The 14,822-nt window shown below is 49.3% G+C and carries 16 protein-coding genes; 5 read left to right on the top strand and 11 right to left on the bottom strand.

The features are described from left to right. Window positions 1-1,689 carry a protein translocase subunit SecD gene (secD, locus tag BFP76_RS08090; protein ID WP_099592682.1) on the bottom strand — a complete coding sequence of 563 codons (1,689 nt, stop codon included), beginning with the start codon at window positions 1,687-1,689 and terminating at the stop codon, window positions 1-3. A 24-nt stretch (window positions 1,690-1,713) separates the two neighbouring features. Beyond that, entirely contained in the window at window positions 1,714-2,064 is a 351-nt protein-coding gene (gene yajC, locus BFP76_RS08085) for a preprotein translocase subunit YajC (RefSeq protein WP_099592681.1), read from the bottom strand. Between the two features lie 286 nt (window positions 2,065-2,350). Here yajC and serS point away from each other — a divergent pair, with 286 nt between their 5' ends. Further along, window positions 2,351-3,643, top strand: coding sequence for a serine--tRNA ligase (gene serS, locus BFP76_RS08080; RefSeq protein ID WP_099594002.1), 1,293 nt, complete (start codon window positions 2,351-2,353; stop codon window positions 3,641-3,643). A 112-nt stretch (window positions 3,644-3,755) separates the two neighbouring features. On the opposite strand, the gene BFP76_RS08075 is transcribed toward serS, so the two are convergent. Beyond that, complete coding sequence (locus BFP76_RS08075; RefSeq protein ID WP_099592680.1) at window positions 3,756-4,397, bottom strand: hypothetical protein; 642 nt, start codon at window positions 4,395-4,397, stop codon at window positions 3,756-3,758. A gap of 151 nt (window positions 4,398-4,548) precedes the next feature. Further along, window positions 4,549-6,123, bottom strand: coding sequence for a bifunctional metallophosphatase/5'-nucleotidase (locus tag BFP76_RS08070; RefSeq protein WP_099592679.1), 1,575 nt, complete (start codon window positions 6,121-6,123; stop codon window positions 4,549-4,551). Between the two features lie 198 nt (window positions 6,124-6,321). Here BFP76_RS08070 and surE point away from each other — a divergent pair, with 198 nt between their 5' ends. The 4 genes from surE (at window position 6,322) to BFP76_RS08050 (ending at window position 10,223) form a co-directional block, all read left to right on the top strand. Further along, on the top strand, window positions 6,322-7,083 hold the full coding sequence (gene surE, locus BFP76_RS08065; RefSeq protein ID WP_099592678.1) for a 5'/3'-nucleotidase SurE: 762 nt from the start codon (window positions 6,322-6,324) through the stop codon (window positions 7,081-7,083). Further along, window positions 7,084-7,734 (top strand): protein-L-isoaspartate(D-aspartate) O-methyltransferase, encoded by a 651-nt coding sequence (locus tag BFP76_RS08060; protein ID WP_099592677.1) that lies wholly within the window; start codon window positions 7,084-7,086, stop codon window positions 7,732-7,734. Between the two features lie 37 nt (window positions 7,735-7,771). Continuing rightward, entirely contained in the window at window positions 7,772-8,968 is a 1,197-nt protein-coding gene (locus BFP76_RS08055; protein WP_099592676.1) for a M23 family metallopeptidase, read from the top strand. 130 nt (window positions 8,969-9,098) lie between these two features. Continuing rightward, window positions 9,099-10,223 carry a vWA domain-containing protein gene (locus BFP76_RS08050; protein WP_099592675.1) on the top strand — a complete coding sequence of 375 codons (1,125 nt, stop codon included), beginning with the start codon at window positions 9,099-9,101 and terminating at the stop codon, window positions 10,221-10,223. A 3-nt stretch (window positions 10,224-10,226) separates the two neighbouring features. Here the strand turns inward: BFP76_RS08050 and BFP76_RS08045 are convergent, their stop codons facing one another. The 7 genes from BFP76_RS08045 to BFP76_RS08015 form a co-directional block, all read right to left on the bottom strand. Continuing rightward, window positions 10,227-10,886 (bottom strand): hypothetical protein, encoded by a 660-nt coding sequence (locus tag BFP76_RS08045; RefSeq protein WP_133117411.1) that lies wholly within the window; start codon window positions 10,884-10,886, stop codon window positions 10,227-10,229. Then, the gene (locus BFP76_RS08040) at window positions 10,861-11,379 is read right to left on the bottom strand and encodes a helix-turn-helix transcriptional regulator (protein WP_240514006.1); all 519 of its coding nucleotides are present in this window, start codon (window positions 11,377-11,379) and stop codon (window positions 10,861-10,863) included. The genes BFP76_RS08045 and BFP76_RS08040 overlap by 26 nt, the downstream gene beginning before the upstream one ends. A 143-nt stretch (window positions 11,380-11,522) precedes the next feature. Next, the gene (locus tag BFP76_RS08035; RefSeq protein WP_099592673.1) at window positions 11,523-11,969 is read right to left on the bottom strand and encodes a hypothetical protein; all 447 of its coding nucleotides are present in this window, start codon (window positions 11,967-11,969) and stop codon (window positions 11,523-11,525) included. 329 nt (window positions 11,970-12,298) lie between these two features. Next, window positions 12,299-13,114: an ATP-binding protein gene (locus BFP76_RS08030; protein ID WP_420818663.1), complete on the bottom strand. Its 816-nt coding sequence runs from the start codon at window positions 13,112-13,114 to the stop codon at window positions 12,299-12,301. A gap of 11 nt (window positions 13,115-13,125) precedes the next feature. Next, a complete protein-coding gene (gene tatC, locus BFP76_RS08025) occupies window positions 13,126-14,001 on the bottom strand; it encodes a twin-arginine translocase subunit TatC (protein WP_099592671.1) in 876 nt (291 codons plus the stop codon). Beyond that, the gene (tatB, locus tag BFP76_RS08020; RefSeq protein ID WP_099592670.1) at window positions 14,001-14,447 is read right to left on the bottom strand and encodes a Sec-independent protein translocase protein TatB; all 447 of its coding nucleotides are present in this window, start codon (window positions 14,445-14,447) and stop codon (window positions 14,001-14,003) included. The genes tatC and tatB overlap by 1 nt, the downstream gene beginning before the upstream one ends. Window positions 14,448-14,475: 28 nt before the next feature. Then, a complete protein-coding gene (locus BFP76_RS08015; protein ID WP_420818662.1) occupies window positions 14,476-14,715 on the bottom strand; it encodes a twin-arginine translocase TatA/TatE family subunit in 240 nt (79 codons plus the stop codon). Window positions 14,716-14,822 lie beyond the last annotated feature (107 nt).

Here is a 14,822-nt window from a genome sequence, read left to right as displayed (position 1 = left end):
TTAAACGTCGATTGTTTTTGGCCGCTTATGCGCAAGCCATGTTGAAATAATCAAGCGTGTCACCCAAATCGCGGTGAACACCGATGTCACGATACCAAGTCCAAGTGTGACGGCAAATCCGCGCACTGGGCCGCTGCCCATCACAAACAGGATGATTGCGGCGATCAATGTGGTGATATTGGCGTCAATAATCGCACTAAACGCACGTTCATAACCCAGCTCGATCGCACGTGCGGGGCCTTTGGCGGCTTTTAATTCTTCGCGGATACGTTCGAACACCAACACATTGGCATCCACCGCCATACCAATCGTCAAAACGATCCCCGCAATACCGGGCAAGGTTAACGTCGCGCCAATTGCGGATAACAGGCCGAAAATCAAGGCCACGTTGATGATCAAGGCCACATTGGCAAACAATCCAAACAAACCATAGCTGAGGAACATGAAAACCAGCACCGCGCCAAAGGCAACCATACAGGCCAACGCGCCCGCATCAATGCTATCTTGGCCCAGCTCTGGCCCAATGGTGCGCTCTTCTAGATACGTTAGCCCCGCAGGTAACGCACCTGCACGCAATTGAATGGACAGGTTTGTGGTTTCTTCAACGCTAAAATTACCGGTGATAATGCCTGAACCACCTGAAATATGTGATTGAATGGTCGGGGCGCTTACGACCTCTTCATCCAATACAATCGCAAAGGGTTGGCCAATATTATTGGCGGTATATTCGCCAAAAATCTTACCACCTGTGGTATTCAAACGAAATCCAACTGCTGGGCGATTATTTTGATCAAACTGTGCGGATGCATCTACCAAATGATCACCCGTAATGACGGGCGTTTTATCCAAAATGTAAAACACGCCCTGCTCATCACCCGCAGGCAACAAAATTTGACGTGCTTGCAATCGGGTATTTTCATCCGATGTGCGCCCTGCCACGGGGTGGAATGTCAATTTCGCGGTTTTCCCGATCAGGGATTTCAATTCTTCCGCGCTACCGATACCGGGGACTTGGATCAAAATGCGATCTTCGCCTTGGCGTTGGATAATCGGCTCGCGTGTGCCTGCTTCGTCCACGCGGCGACGCACGATTTCCAATGATTGCGCCATGGTGCGATCATTGGTGGCCAAAATCTCGGCCTCTGACATCGTAATGACGATCACATCACCATCGGCACGTGCCTCGATATCATTGGAACCGGCACCAGACAGGGTTACAATCGGGCTGGCCAATCCACGCACCAATTCCAACGCACGTTCCATTTGTTCTGGCTTGGATATGCGCACGCGCAATTCACCATCTGCGGCGTCCACACGGCGAATGGTGCCAATCGTGGCACGCTCGCCGCGCAATTCACCCAATACTTGTTGCCAATAATCATCCATGCGTGTGGCGTAAACATCGCCAACCTGCACCGCAGCCAACAAATGCGCACCACCGCGCAAATCAAGCCCAAGGTTCACCAATGACGATGGCATCCACGATGGCCACTGATCCGCCACCGTTTCCAGCTCTGCCCCGCTCATCGCACCGATTTCTGGGTTTGCGGCCAATCCACCGCTTAACACCACATTGGCATCATTGCTTTGTTCAACGCGGTCGTAAAACCCGTTTGGAATTGCCAATAAAATACCAAGAGCACACAGCCCCCAGATAACGATCTTTTTCCAGAGAGAAAATTGGAGCATGAACTTGCGCCTGTATGAGTGTGATTATTTTTTAACGGTTTTTTCTGTTTTTGCAGATTTCGCTGGCTCGGTTTTGTTCAAAACCGTTTGCACCGTGTGCTGTACAACGCGCACTTTAACACCGGTTGCGATTTCAACTTCGATTTCATTGTCGCTGCCTACCTTGGTCACTTTGCCGATGATACCACCAGATGTCACAATCTGATCACCCTTGCGCAATGCATCCACCATCGCACGATGCTGTTTGATTTTCTGTTGTTGTGGGCGGATCATCAAAAAATACATGATCGCAAAAATCAGGATCAACGGAATAAAAGACCCTAACGCACCACCCGGTGCACCCGCAGCCTGTGCATAAGCAGGAGAAACAAACATTTAAAACCCTCGTGTTTTTGGGTGCAAAACACCCGTGAAATTTCAGTCGCACGATTACTATAGGCGGCATGGGATATTGGCAAGCATAACCGCGCAAACATCGCAAAACCGTGAGTGTTTGGCCAAATCTGTGTCCTGCGTTGGCGCCATACAGTTGTCCGACACTTGTCCCACGCATGTCCGCCAGTTGTCCCACGCTGGTTTTGGGGCGATATTTGGGCTTAACCATCCGATGGGTTTGGTGTATCACGCCCCCAATTCGAAACTTCAATTCAGGGACAAACCCATGCACGATATCCGCGCAATTCGCGAAAACCCATCTGCCTTTGACGCCGCTTTGGCCAAACGTGGTGTGGCCCCGATGTCCTCTGAAATTTTGGCCATTGATGAATCACGTCGCGCCAAAATCACCGCCGCCGAAGCCGCCCTAGCCGATCGCAATGCGGCCTCTAAAAATGTGGGTGCTGCCAAGGCCAAGGGTGACGATGCAGAATTTGAACGCCTTCGCGCCTTAGTTGCTGAAAAGAAAGCAGAAATTGCCGATCTCGAAGAACAGGCAAAGGTAGAAGATGCCAAATTAAACGACATTCTGATGGCCCTGCCAAACAGCCCACATGACGATGTGCCAGAGGGTGCGGATGAAAATGATAACGTCGAAATTCACAAATGGGGCACCCCGCCAGCATTTGATTTCGACGCCAAAGAACACTTTGAAATCACAGGCGTCATGCCCGGTATGGATTTCGAAACAGCGGCCAAGCTCAGCGGCGCACGATTTGTTCTGCTCAGCGGTGCAATCGCACGCATCCACCGCGCATTGGCGCAATTCATGCTTGATACCCACACATCAGAAAACGGATTAACAGAAGTTAACGCCCCAGTGCTCGTGCGCGACGAAGCCATGCTTGGCACAGGCCAATTGCCCAAGTTCGCCGAAGATAGTTATCAAACCACAAACGGTTGGTGGTTGGTGCCAACATCAGAGGTGACACTCACAAATATTGTCGCAGGATCAATGATTTCAGAGGATTACCTGCCCCGTCGCTACACCGCGCATAGCTTGTGTTTCCGCTCCGAGGCAGGATCAGCAGGGCGCGATACATCGGGCATGTTGCGCCAGCACCAGTTCGAAAAGGTCGAAATGGTTTCGGTCACAAAACCCGAAGATTCCCGCGCAGAGTTGGATCGCATGACCAAATGCGCAGAAGGTATTTTGGAAAAACTCAATCTGGCCTATCGCACCGTGGTTCTTTGCACGGGTGATATGGGATTTGGCGCCCAGCGCACCCATGATATCGAGGTGTGGTTGCCTGGCCAAAACACCTATCGCGAAATCAGCTCGTGTTCTGTTTGCGGCGATTTCCAAGCACGGCGCATGAATGCACGGTTCAAACGCGAGGGCGAGAAAAAGCCCGAATTCGTGCACACGCTAAACGGTTCTGGCCTTGCGGTTGGGCGCTGCTTGATTGCGGTTTTGGAAAATGGCCAAAACGCCGATGGTTCCATCACCATGCCCGACGTATTGCACCCCTATTTGGGCGGCAAAACACAGGTGACTGCGGATGGGCAACTCGCCTAATTCCATTTTGTAAAAATATCCAAAACCATTTGCACTTTTTGGTGCAAATGGCATCGCTTGGGGCTTGGCCCCAAGCTCATCTAATGCAGGTTTGCCGGCTCATTTTAGCGGATCACTTCTTGAACCAAATCTGTTGGCCCGCGGGTTGTAATTGTTCACGCACGCCCGCGTCCAATTGTTCGACATCCACAGGGCAATAATCTTCGCGCCCCACCTTTAGGGTTTCTTTACAATTTACGGATATCATACCTGAAATCGGAACGTTTTTCAGATGTGCATTGGAATCGCCATTTAACAACGTTCCCAACCCCAGTGGGCCATATGCTTGCGGTTTTTCAGTGGCAACATCCACATTCCCGCGCAACATCAATTGCTGGCTTATGGCTTCTCCAGCCATCAATGTTGCGCTGATATTCATACCTGTCAGCACCGCAATCACGCTGGAACCTCTGGTAAATGCACCAAATCGGGTCTGTGGGCGATAAACAAAACACAAACCTAATCCCAGCCCAATCATCAATCCAAACGCGATCAGTTCCAGCCAAATTTGGCCAAGCCCAATCATGTTGCGCGCCGTGACAAAATCCACAATTTTGCCTGTGATGGAATTGCTTTTATTGAAGATCAAATCAGCAATTGTTAAAAAAGCACCCCCCACAAATGAACCAACCACAACTTCCCAAACATGCGCAGGACGCGCTGGTTGATCCGCAATTTTTGCTGAAGTGTCTAAATTCGTATCGGTATTGGTCATTTCAGTCTCCCTTCCAAATATGGGATGAAAAATCGAATACCAGACTTTAATCAAATCCCACCGCTTTTCGCAGTGACACAGATCACGCAATATCAACCTAAAGATGCAAAAAGGCCCCGCAATGCAGGGCCTTTTCCAAATGTATTATGCTTTATTTCTTGGCGATACGCCCATCAACATAGGGTTTGTAATCGGCGTTTTTGGCGATGTATTCGGCTAAAACATCCGCAACATCAGGGCCAAAATCATATGCATTTTCAGCAGTTTGGAACATTTTATAACCATCACCACCACCACGCACAAAGTTGTTTGAAACAACGCCATACATCGCGGCTGGATCAATGGCGACCCATGCGCCGTCTTTCATCACCATCACGTCTTGGACGCGACCTTCGTTTGGTGCAACACCTGCATCCCATGTGAATTTCATGCCAGCAATCTGTGGGAAGCGGCCTTTTACTTCTTCCACTTGGCTCACACCATTTTCAAGCGCGTCGATTAAGGTTTGACCGGAGACTTGGAACGTGGACAAGGTGTTTTGGAATGGCAATACGGTCAAAACCTCGCCCATTGTCACTTCGCCTGCATCAATGCTCGCGCGTACACCGCCCGAATTTTGGAACGCGATTGAAATGCCTTGATCCTTCACGCGATCCAACATCGCATCGGCAATCAGATTGCCCATGGAGCATTCTTCGATCCGGCAAACTGCGCGATCACCTTCGATGGCACCGCCCGCTGATCCGATCACCTTGTCGCGAATTTCTTGCAACGGTACGGCCAATTCGGCGATGCGCGCTTTGGTGGCTTCGTCTTCGGCAACGGCGGCATCAATAATCAGCGGCTCACCTTTTGCCTCTGTAATATTGCCTGCGTCATCGAATGTGACATTCAATTCGCCCAAAAATTTACCATAGGCATAGGCCTGCACAATCGCCGTATCATTCACCATTGTCGGGTATGGGCCCGCTGCGCGATCATTCGTGTTGGACAGCAATGTATTGGAATGGCCCCCAACAATCACATCGACACCTGTTGTGCCTGCTGCAACCACTTGGTCAACATCGTAACCTGAATGGGACAGAACGATAATTTTATTCACGCCTTCTGCGGTGAGCTTGTCCACTTCACCTTGAACCGCGCCAACGGGATCTGTGAAAACAACGTTATCACCTGGGCTGGACAATTCTTTGGTGTCAACTGGTGTCAAACCGATCAGGCCAAGCTTTTCACCACCGCGTTCGATCACAGTAGATTTTGCCAGTTTATCCGCAAGCTTTGGTTCACCAGAAAAATCAGCGTTTGACATTAACACAGGGAAATCAACCGCATCCATGAACCCGCGCAGAACCTCTGGCCCATCATCGAATTCGTGGTTGCCCACGGTCATCGCGTCATATTCCATTTTGTTCATCATTTCCGCGGCAACCTTGCCCTTGTAATATGTATAGAACAATGTGCCTTGGAATTGATCGCCACCATCAACCAAGATGGAATTGTTGGATCGTTTACGTGCATCCGCAACCGCATTTACCAAACGTGCGGACCCACCGAAACATTTGCCTTCGGCGTTATCTTCTTCGCCACAGCCTGAATCATATTTGCTTACGGGTTCGAAACGTGCGTGAAAATCGTTGGTATGCAGAATCGTCAACGAATAATCAGCAGAAGCATAACCAGCCGTTGTCGCCAGCAATGCCAATGAAGTGAGGAGTTTTTTTGTCATAGCAGCACCCTGTTTTGTGTTGTCGTTATAAGATTATTCAAAGCCTACTCCTTGAACATATCACAAATCAACATATCAATTCGGCGCAACAAATTTGTGACGTAAGGGTAAGCGAAATCATTTTTTTGAACAAAAGACTCTTTTAACCACCCCCCAACTCCGCTAGCAGTGATAACAGCAGTTAACATCGGGGACGGGATGCGCATTTTAATAACCAATGATGACGGTATCGATGCACCCGGCCTTGCGGTGCTGTTGGATATTGCGCGCAAACTCACAGATGCGAATAACATCACTACTGTCGCCCCTGCCGTTGAACAATCGGGGGTTGGGCATTGCATTACCTATACCAATTCGCTGCATTATGATGATCGGGGTGACAGCGCATTTGCGGTGCATGGTTCCCCTGCGGATTGTGTGATTGCGGGTGTGTTTGAAATTCTGGGTGGCAACAAACCTGATCTGATCCTCTCTGGTGTGAACAAGGGCAATAATGCCGCGCAAAACACGCTTTATTCGGGCACTGTTGGTGCCACGATAGAGGCGGCGATGCACGATATTAAATCAATCGCCCTGTCGCAATTTTACGGCCCCGCACTTGCTGATTGTTATACATTCGATCCTGCGCGCAGCTTTGGTGTTGAAACCGTTCAAAAAATTCTGGATGCAGATGCATGGGCTGCGGATCAGGGCATGTTATTTTACAATGTGAATTTCCCACCTGTTCCCGCAGCCGAAGTTTTGGGGCATAAAATTACCAGACAAGGGTTTCGCCACGGTTCCCCGTTTAGCACAGAACGGCGCGAAAACACGCTTTGGATCAAGGGCACACCGCAACACGCCAGCACCGCTGCGGGAACCGATGTGCACGCCAATCTGGCGGGATATATATCCGTCACCCCATGCCATGTAGATCTGACAGCGCATGCACAGATCGCACAATTGAAAGAAGTGTTTTAAATGCAGGTGACGCCCGAATTGATGATGCAATACATGCTTCTTTTGCGCAACAAAGGTGTGCGCGATAAACGTGTGTTGCATGCGATGGAATTGATCCCGCGCCACCCATTTGCGCAGGGCAGTTTTTCCAAACATGCCTATGATGATGCGGCATTGCCGATTGCCTGTGGGCAAACCCTATCCATGCCATCGGTTGTTGGCAAAATGACCCAAGCATTAGAGGTTGGCCCAAGACACAAGGTTTTGGAAATCGGTACTGGTTCAGGTTTTCAGGCCGCCGTGCTCAGCCAGCTTTCGCGCCGTGTTTATTCCGTTGAACGCCACCGCCCGCTGGCACAGGCCGCGACAAAAACGTTAAACGATCTTGGCGTGGTGAATGTGACGATAATTGTGGGTGACGGCGCGCTGGGTCTGCCCGACCAAGCCCCCTTTGACCGCATCATTTTAACCGCAGCTGCAGAAGATCCGCCCGCTACCCTCTTGGCGCAGTTGAAAGAGGGCGGTATTATGGTATTACCAGTAGGACAGTCGGACACAGTCCAAACCCTGATCAAGGTCACAAAAACCGCATCGGGCTTGGATTACGAAGAATTAGAAGACGTTCGTTTTGTCCCATTAATAGAAGGCATCGCACCACGCGTGCACAGATAAGCCCCGCAGAGGGTGAACAGGCAAAGGAAACAGGCACATGTCATTGAAAACGAAACGTTTTCACCTGTCGACAGGTATAATTTTCGCAAGCATTTTCGCACTCACCGCGTGTGATGATATCAAAGATATTCGTTCAATCACAGATATTGGGCGCAAGGTTGATCCGATCCCTGGAAGCAATGTTAAAAAAACGCAAGCCCGCCCACAAGCGGATGAACGCGGTGTGATTACATACCCGAATTATCAGGTGATTGTTGCAAATCGATCCGACACAATGGCCGATTTGGCCGCGCGTGTGGGGATTTCCGCCGATGAATTGGCGCGATTTAACGGGCTAAAGGTTGATCATATGCCCCGCGACGGCGAAGTTTTGGCATTGCCGAAAAATGCCGATCGCGGCGTTCCAATCACACCTGTCGAAACGGCCGCAACCCCATCCAGCGTGGAAGATATCGCATCCTCCGCATTGGAAGATGTGCCAAATTCACCTGCACGTATTCCAACGGGAACTGAACCCAAACGCCATGTGGTGAAAACGGGCGAAACCGCATATACAATCGCGCGTCTGTATGGCGTGTCGGTTACGTCACTTGCTTCGTGGAACGGGCTGGACAAGGATTTGAATTTGCGCACGGGCCAACAATTGTTGATCCCCGTCGAAGATAATTCCGCCGCTGTTGCCGCCGCACCAGTGAAGGTCGCGAGCAATAGCACAGCCACCCAACCTGCCCCGCGCCCAACAACCGTAAGCAAACCCGGATCAGGTTCATCGGCACCCGTACCGCCAAGTTCCACAACAAGTTTACCAAAACCTGTCCCCGCAGCAAAACCAGCAGAAAAACTGGCCGAGGCTGCGCCAGAGCGCAAACCAACAACCAGTTCACGTAAGCTGCTTAAACCCGTTAACGGGAAAATCCTGCGTGGGTTTTCGTCAAAATCTGGTGGTAACGAAGGGATCGATTTCGCAGCGAGCGCTGGCACAGATGTCAAAGCCGCAGAAAATGGTACGGTTGCACTGACGTCCAATTCGGTGAATGGCTCGTCCATCATTTTGGTGCGTCACCCAGATAACCTTTACACGGTTTATTCAAACGTATCGGATGCATCCGTGAAAAAAGGCAGCACAGTCACCCGTGGCCAAACCATTGGTAAAGTGGCCGGTGGTAACCCACCATTTGTGCATTTCGAGGTGCGCCGCGGCACAGAGGCCGTTGATCCAACACCATACCTGTAACAACATTCCACCCAGCGTAATCGCATGTTGGGTGGTTATTTTCCTGTCCGAAAAATCCGCAATATTTTACAAAACCTGCCGTCGCGCCTAAGCTTATCAAATATTTTCAGGGATAAGCAAAGGGACAGTTATGCGCACGGTATTGATTTTCACCAGTTTAGTCAGCATTTCCACATTCGCCAACGCACAAGAATCCAGTGTCGATTGCGATGCGCTCTATCAACGTTTTGTCGATGAATATCCGATTGATTTGGCAAGCTGTGATGTAAGCGTTGCACCCTACACGCTTGATGAATGTCCTGTTCCACAAACCAAAATCACGAAACGCCCCACCAGCCATATGATCCTTGCGATTGACGCATCGGGGTCAATGGCGGGCAAACTGGGCAAGGACACGAAAATGAACATCGCTAAACGCGAAGCGATTTCATTTTTGAATGACATTCCAAACGAAGTGAATGTTGGATTGGTGGTTTACGGACACCAAGGAAATAACCAAGATGATGGCAAGGCGTTATCCTGTTCCGCATCTGAAATGGTGCATGGGTTTAAATCCCGACGCTCCAAAATTAAGGACAGCATTGCCGATCTTTCTCCAAATGGCTGGACCCCACTTGGCGGGGTTTTAGAATTTATCGGCAATGAATTGGCACAGCTATCACCCCCCAAAGACGGCGATCTGGCCCCCGTTGTTTATCTTATTTCTGATGGCAAAGAAACCTGTGGCGGTGATCCTGTTGGCGCGGCAACGGCCTTGGTTGATGCGGGGATCAATACCATTGTGAATACAATCGGGTTTGACGTGGACGATGCCACTGCGACCCAGCTTCAGGCGATATCGGACACTGCTGGGGGCACATATTTCGCCGCAAAAGACGCCAATGCGCTGCGCAATCAATTGAATGCGATCAAAGATGCAGAAGCCCAACAGGCACGTTTCAATTATTGCACACACCTGAACGCAGGACGTATCGGTGTGGTTTATCATAATGCATATGTCTCTTTGGCTGGCTGTTATAAACGCAACGATCCATCGGCGCGGCAGGTGGCGATGATCCATTATTTCAACAAAGCCACCAAAGAAAACGCGCCAGAGGCCGCATGCGCAGATGTTTTAAGCCAACGCATCAAAGATGAAGTCAAACCTTATCGCGGTTGGTTAAAACAACGCTCAACACCCTTGATTGAAGAACCTAAAAAACTGATCAGCGACTATCGCGCAGAAATGAAACAACAACTTGAAAACCGCGAATAGACTTTATTCAGGAACGGTCAATTCAATAAATTCAAAACCAGAATCCTGGCCCAATGCGTTTTGATGCACATTTGACAGGCGAAGATTATATGCGCCTAATTGATGGGCCACCTCATGTAGTGATCCATCGCTGCGATATATTCCCAGATAAAAAACATCACCCTCTCGGCGATTGAAATAACGCGACTGATTGGTCACCATTTTCTTGGTCAACACATTGTAATATTCATATTGATGGTTGCATTCGCCAATCACAAAGTGACAGGAATACGGGGTAAATCGATTGGTGTGCCCGTTGCGCGTGCTCCAAACGCGCCGCCCCTGATCATCATAGGCATCAAGAATATTTTCCTCTAATGATCCATCTTTAACTTTGTAATTTTGAATCAGATGAAACCCATCTTTGGCGCCAATATATTCCGCAACAAAGGTTGATTGGGGCGTCCAAACGGTGCGGGTGGTCAATTTTGTACCGATCTTCATCGCACTAAAATCAATTCCGCCCTCTTGGGCCTGCACCATCGTGGCAACGGTTGAAAACAGGAATAACTTGAACAGAATTTTTGCCAACATACCAAAACCTCCGATACCGATATGGCCAAGCCTAGCGCAGATGGTATCGGAAAAACAATATGGGCTAAAAATCCGATACTTCGCGATCATCAAATTTTTCATTGTTGATCAACATATCATCAACCAAAATCGACAAAAGCTGCGCACGTCCGCTGACGCCAACTTTGCGATAAATCGCGTTGCTTTGTGCCTTTACTGTGCCTTCGGATGATCCACGCAACTGAGCGATTTCTTTGATTGAAAATCCTTTGATGGTGAACCAAGCGACATCTTTTTCAGCGGCAGAAAGCGCCCATCGTTGAAATTTTTGATTAACAACAGTGACAAAAGCATCCGAAGCACCGCGAAGCTTTTCTTCGGCGCGTTGCTGGCTTCGTTCGGCGCGCAAAATCATCCGCACACCCAAAATAGCACCCAGCATCAACCCAACACTTGCGCTGACTTCTAGAGTTTCGCGCAATTGCCAGCCAATACTTGTCGTGCGAAGCCCAAGGATCGACACCGCCAGATTGGCGATAAAGATACCCGAACAAAAAATCTGAATCCCGACCGTGGCCCAGAGCAAAAATTTGCGATTGTTCAATGTGCTTTCCCAGAAATCGTCAGGGTGTTGAAATGAATTAGTTTGCAAAACGAAGTTAACCAAAATCTAGAGAAAAATCACGTGATATTATTTTTAAATCAAACGTCTTATATGGGGCTAACCCCAAAATGAATTTGGCCACATTAACGATTGCGCCCTTGGCCATTGCCATGCCCGCCACCATTGCCATGCCTGCCGCCGTTGTGACCACCACCATTATGACCACCGCCATTACCGCTAGCATTATTCCCACCGCCATTGTGACCACCACCGCTCCGCGGGTCGCTTTCTTCTTCGTCTTCTGCGTCTTCTTCGGCTCTGGCTTCGTCACCAGCATCAGGATCAAAAACCCAATCGTCTTGCAATATTTGCCCAGACCCGCGCGCAACAACAATTTCGCGTTCGACCATGCCTTTTTGTGCTGTGATAATTGTTCGTCCCAGCCATGTGCGACCACGGTTGGTAATGGTAAATCCCTGATTAACCAATTGGCGCACCACAATATCGGCGGGTGTTGCCGCCTGTTGGGCAAAACTTGGCGTTGCCACTGCAAGGCTCACTATAATCACTGTACGGGTAAATTTTAACATGGGTCAATCTTTGGGTTAAGGAACGGGTATTGGATGCAAGTGAATAATAAAGAGGGGCTATTCACTTGCATCCAATTAGAGCAACGCTGCGTGTCGTCGTCAACTCTGTGTGACATCGGTTCTGGTTGCACCTTCGCCTTTGTCATCAACGCTAGAAATCAAAATCTACATTTGCCTTGTCCCCGACAAACGCACCTAGTGACATTGGGTATCCAGCACGGAACAACTTTAATTAACCAAGTTTTCGAACAAAGCGCTATAAACGAAAGGTATAACCGCATAAACCAAAGGTATACGTCCGGTATTACCATTTAAAAACAAATAGTTATTTACAATTTAATTTTTTGACGTCCCGCAAGATCAACAAAAAATTGCCACGCAACGCGCCCTGATCGCGCACCACGTGTGGCCTGCCATTCGATTGCTTGCGCTTTCAGATCTGAATCGCTGATGCTCACGCCATATGAATCGCAATATCCTCGAATCATTTTGAGGTATTGATCTTGGTCACACGGATGAAAACCAAGCCACAGGCCAAACCGATCGGACAATGATACTTTTTCTTCGACCGCTTCAGATGGATTGATCGCCGTGGATTTTTCATTTTCGATCATATCGCGCGGCATCAGATGGCGTCGATTGGATGTGGCATAAAACAACACATTGTCGGGGCGCCCTTCGACACCGCCATCCAAAACGGCTTTGAGGCTTTTGTATGCGGCATCATCCCCATCAAAGCTCAGATCATCACAAAACAACAAGAAACGATATTTGCTTTGGCGCAGGATCGCCAAAAGCGTGGATACGCTTGCCAAATCTTCGCGTTGAATTTCCACCAGCTTGAGCGCACCACCAACGGCGGCATGAACAGCCTTCACCAAAGATGATTTGCCCATACCCCGCGCACCCCAGAGCAAGGCATTATTCGCGGGCAATCCATCGGCAAATTGGCTGGTATTGGTCAATAATGTTTCACGCGCCCGATCAACACCAATCAGCAGATCAAGCGATACACGGCTAACATCCTTAACCGGTGCTAATTGTTCAGGGTTTGAATGCCAAACGAATGCATTGGCCGCATCAAAATCAGGTGCGGATAATGGGGCCGGCGCCAATCGTTCCAGCGCCGCTGCAATGCGGTTCAAAGCATCATCATTCACAGGTCAAGCTCGGCTTCTTCGGCGGCGATACGTGCGTCACGTTTCTTTTCCACCATCATCACCAACCAGATGGACACCTCGTAAAGCATGTAAACAACGCTAAACAAAATCACCTGTGTAATCACATCAGGGGGCGTCACAACGGCGGCAAGGGTCAAAATACCAACAACCGCATATTTGCGCACATCTTTCAAACCTTCGGATGAAACAATCCCAGCCAGCCCCAACAGGGTCAGCAAAACTGGCAACTGAAAACAAAGCCCAAAGGCAAAGATAAACTTCAATGTCAAATCCAGCGATTCCTTGACCGAGCCTAAGAACACGGTTTCTAACTCTTGGCTGGCGTCTGGATTGGCAACTTCTCCGACATCACCGCTGGTCAACAAATCGGTCACTGCGGGAAGGATATCACCAAAACCGATGAAAAACCGCATGGCAAGCGGTGTTACAACGTAATGCGCGAATGCTGCCCCCAACAGGAACAACAAAGGCGATGCGATAATGAACGGTAAAAATGCGCCCTTTTCGTTTTTATACAATCCCGGCGCCACAAAGCGCCACATCTGATAGGCAATCACAGGGAATGCCAGCATCAGGCCGCCAATCACCGAAATCCGAAACAGGACAAAGAATTTTTCTTGGGGGGCGGTAAAGATCAGGCGGGCATCCTGTCCGCGTTCTTGCAAAATTTTTGCAATCGGTTCGAACAGGAAATTCAACAAGGGTTCGGCGACAAAAAACACCAATAACATCGCAACGATAAACGCGCCGACGGAATAGATTAACCGTGTGCGCAATTCGGCAAGATGTTCGATCAAAGGTGCCGAACTCGCCTCGATCTCATCATGTTCCAGATCAGGTGTATCGCTCATTAACTTGCTTTCTTGGCGGTCTTTTTAGTGGCCGTTTTTGTGGTCTTTTTCGCTGCTGCTTTTGCGGGCTTTTTGGCGGCGGTTTTGGTCGCGGTTGTTTTGCTCGCAGTCTTCGCTGTTGCGCCCGACGCGCCCGATGCACTTGTATCGCTTGCAGATTTTGCACCGCTACCAAAATTATCGGCGTAAGATTTCATCGGGTCTTTGATGGTATCAACACCCAAATCTTTGATATCGGTGGCCTTGCGCACCGTATCACCAATATCCTTGATACCCGTGTCATCCGCGGCCTGATCCATGGCGCGTTGAAAATCGCGCGCCATACCACGGGCACGCCCAACAAAATTGCCCACTTTGCGAAACATCATGGGCAAGTCTTTGGGGCCAACAACGATCAAGGCGACAACGCCAATGACCAACATTTCGGCCATACCAATATCAAACATGCAAAACCCCTATGCGCGGCAACAGGGCCTATGCCTTGTCTTTGTTTGGTGTAATATCTTTGGCTTCTTCGGATGCATCTTCTAATGCTGCATCCATTTCTTCTTTGCCTTCGTTCACACCCTTTTTGAACGCGGTGATGCCTTTGCCGACTTCGCCCATCAGGTTGCTGATCTTACCACGGCCAAACATGACCAAAACCACAACTGCAATCAGCAGCAAGCCAGGCAAGCCAATATTTTGGATGAAAAGTGGTGTCATTGGAATCATGTGATCCTCCTAAAAAATCATCAGCACAGATGCGCCGTTTTTTGTTTCCAATGTATAGTTAGGCTGTTTTTCAATGGTTTCAAAGCCTAAACAATCGCGTTTGCGTG

It is taken from the genome of Paramylibacter kogurei (assembly GCF_002742285.1).
Classification (GTDB): Bacteria; Pseudomonadota; Alphaproteobacteria; order Rhodobacterales; family Rhodobacteraceae; genus Amylibacter; species Amylibacter kogurei.
Note: the sequence above shows the minus strand (reverse complement) of the source record. Positions and strands in the feature narration are given on the sequence as shown.

What these genes read in the sequence shown, in the direction of transcription:
- BFP76_RS08045 (WP_133117411.1), bottom strand. Translation starts at nt 10,886, where the DNA reads ATGATCGCGAAGTATCGGATTTTTAGCCCATATTGTTTTTCCGATACC.
- BFP76_RS08055 (WP_099592676.1), top strand. Translation starts at nt 7,772, where the DNA reads ATGTCATTGAAAACGAAACGTTTTCACCTGTCGACAGGTATAATTTTC.
- BFP76_RS08060 (WP_099592677.1), top strand. Translation starts at nt 7,084, where the DNA reads ATGCAGGTGACGCCCGAATTGATGATGCAATACATGCTTCTTTTGCGC.
- serS (WP_099594002.1), top strand. Translation starts at nt 2,351, where the DNA reads ATGCACGATATCCGCGCAATTCGCGAAAACCCATCTGCCTTTGACGCC.
- tatB (WP_099592670.1), bottom strand. Translation starts at nt 14,447, where the DNA reads ATGTTTGATATTGGTATGGCCGAAATGTTGGTCATTGGCGTTGTCGCC.
- surE (WP_099592678.1), top strand. Translation starts at nt 6,322, where the DNA reads ATGCGCATTTTAATAACCAATGATGACGGTATCGATGCACCCGGCCTT.
- yajC (WP_099592681.1), bottom strand. Translation starts at nt 2,064, where the DNA reads ATGTTTGTTTCTCCTGCTTATGCACAGGCTGCGGGTGCACCGGGTGGT.
- BFP76_RS08075 (WP_099592680.1), bottom strand. Translation starts at nt 4,397, where the DNA reads ATGACCAATACCGATACGAATTTAGACACTTCAGCAAAAATTGCGGAT.
- BFP76_RS08035 (WP_099592673.1), bottom strand. Translation starts at nt 11,969, where the DNA reads ATGTTAAAATTTACCCGTACAGTGATTATAGTGAGCCTTGCAGTGGCA.
- BFP76_RS08050 (WP_099592675.1), top strand. Translation starts at nt 9,099, where the DNA reads ATGCGCACGGTATTGATTTTCACCAGTTTAGTCAGCATTTCCACATTC.
- BFP76_RS08070 (WP_099592679.1), bottom strand. Translation starts at nt 6,123, where the DNA reads ATGACAAAAAAACTCCTCACTTCATTGGCATTGCTGGCGACAACGGCT.
- BFP76_RS08015 (WP_420818662.1), bottom strand. Translation starts at nt 14,715, where the DNA reads ATGATTCCAATGACACCACTTTTCATCCAAAATATTGGCTTGCCTGGC.
- tatC (WP_099592671.1), bottom strand. Translation starts at nt 14,001, where the DNA reads ATGAGCGATACACCTGATCTGGAACATGATGAGATCGAGGCGAGTTCG.
- secD (WP_099592682.1), bottom strand. Translation starts at nt 1,689, where the DNA reads ATGCTCCAATTTTCTCTCTGGAAAAAGATCGTTATCTGGGGGCTGTGT.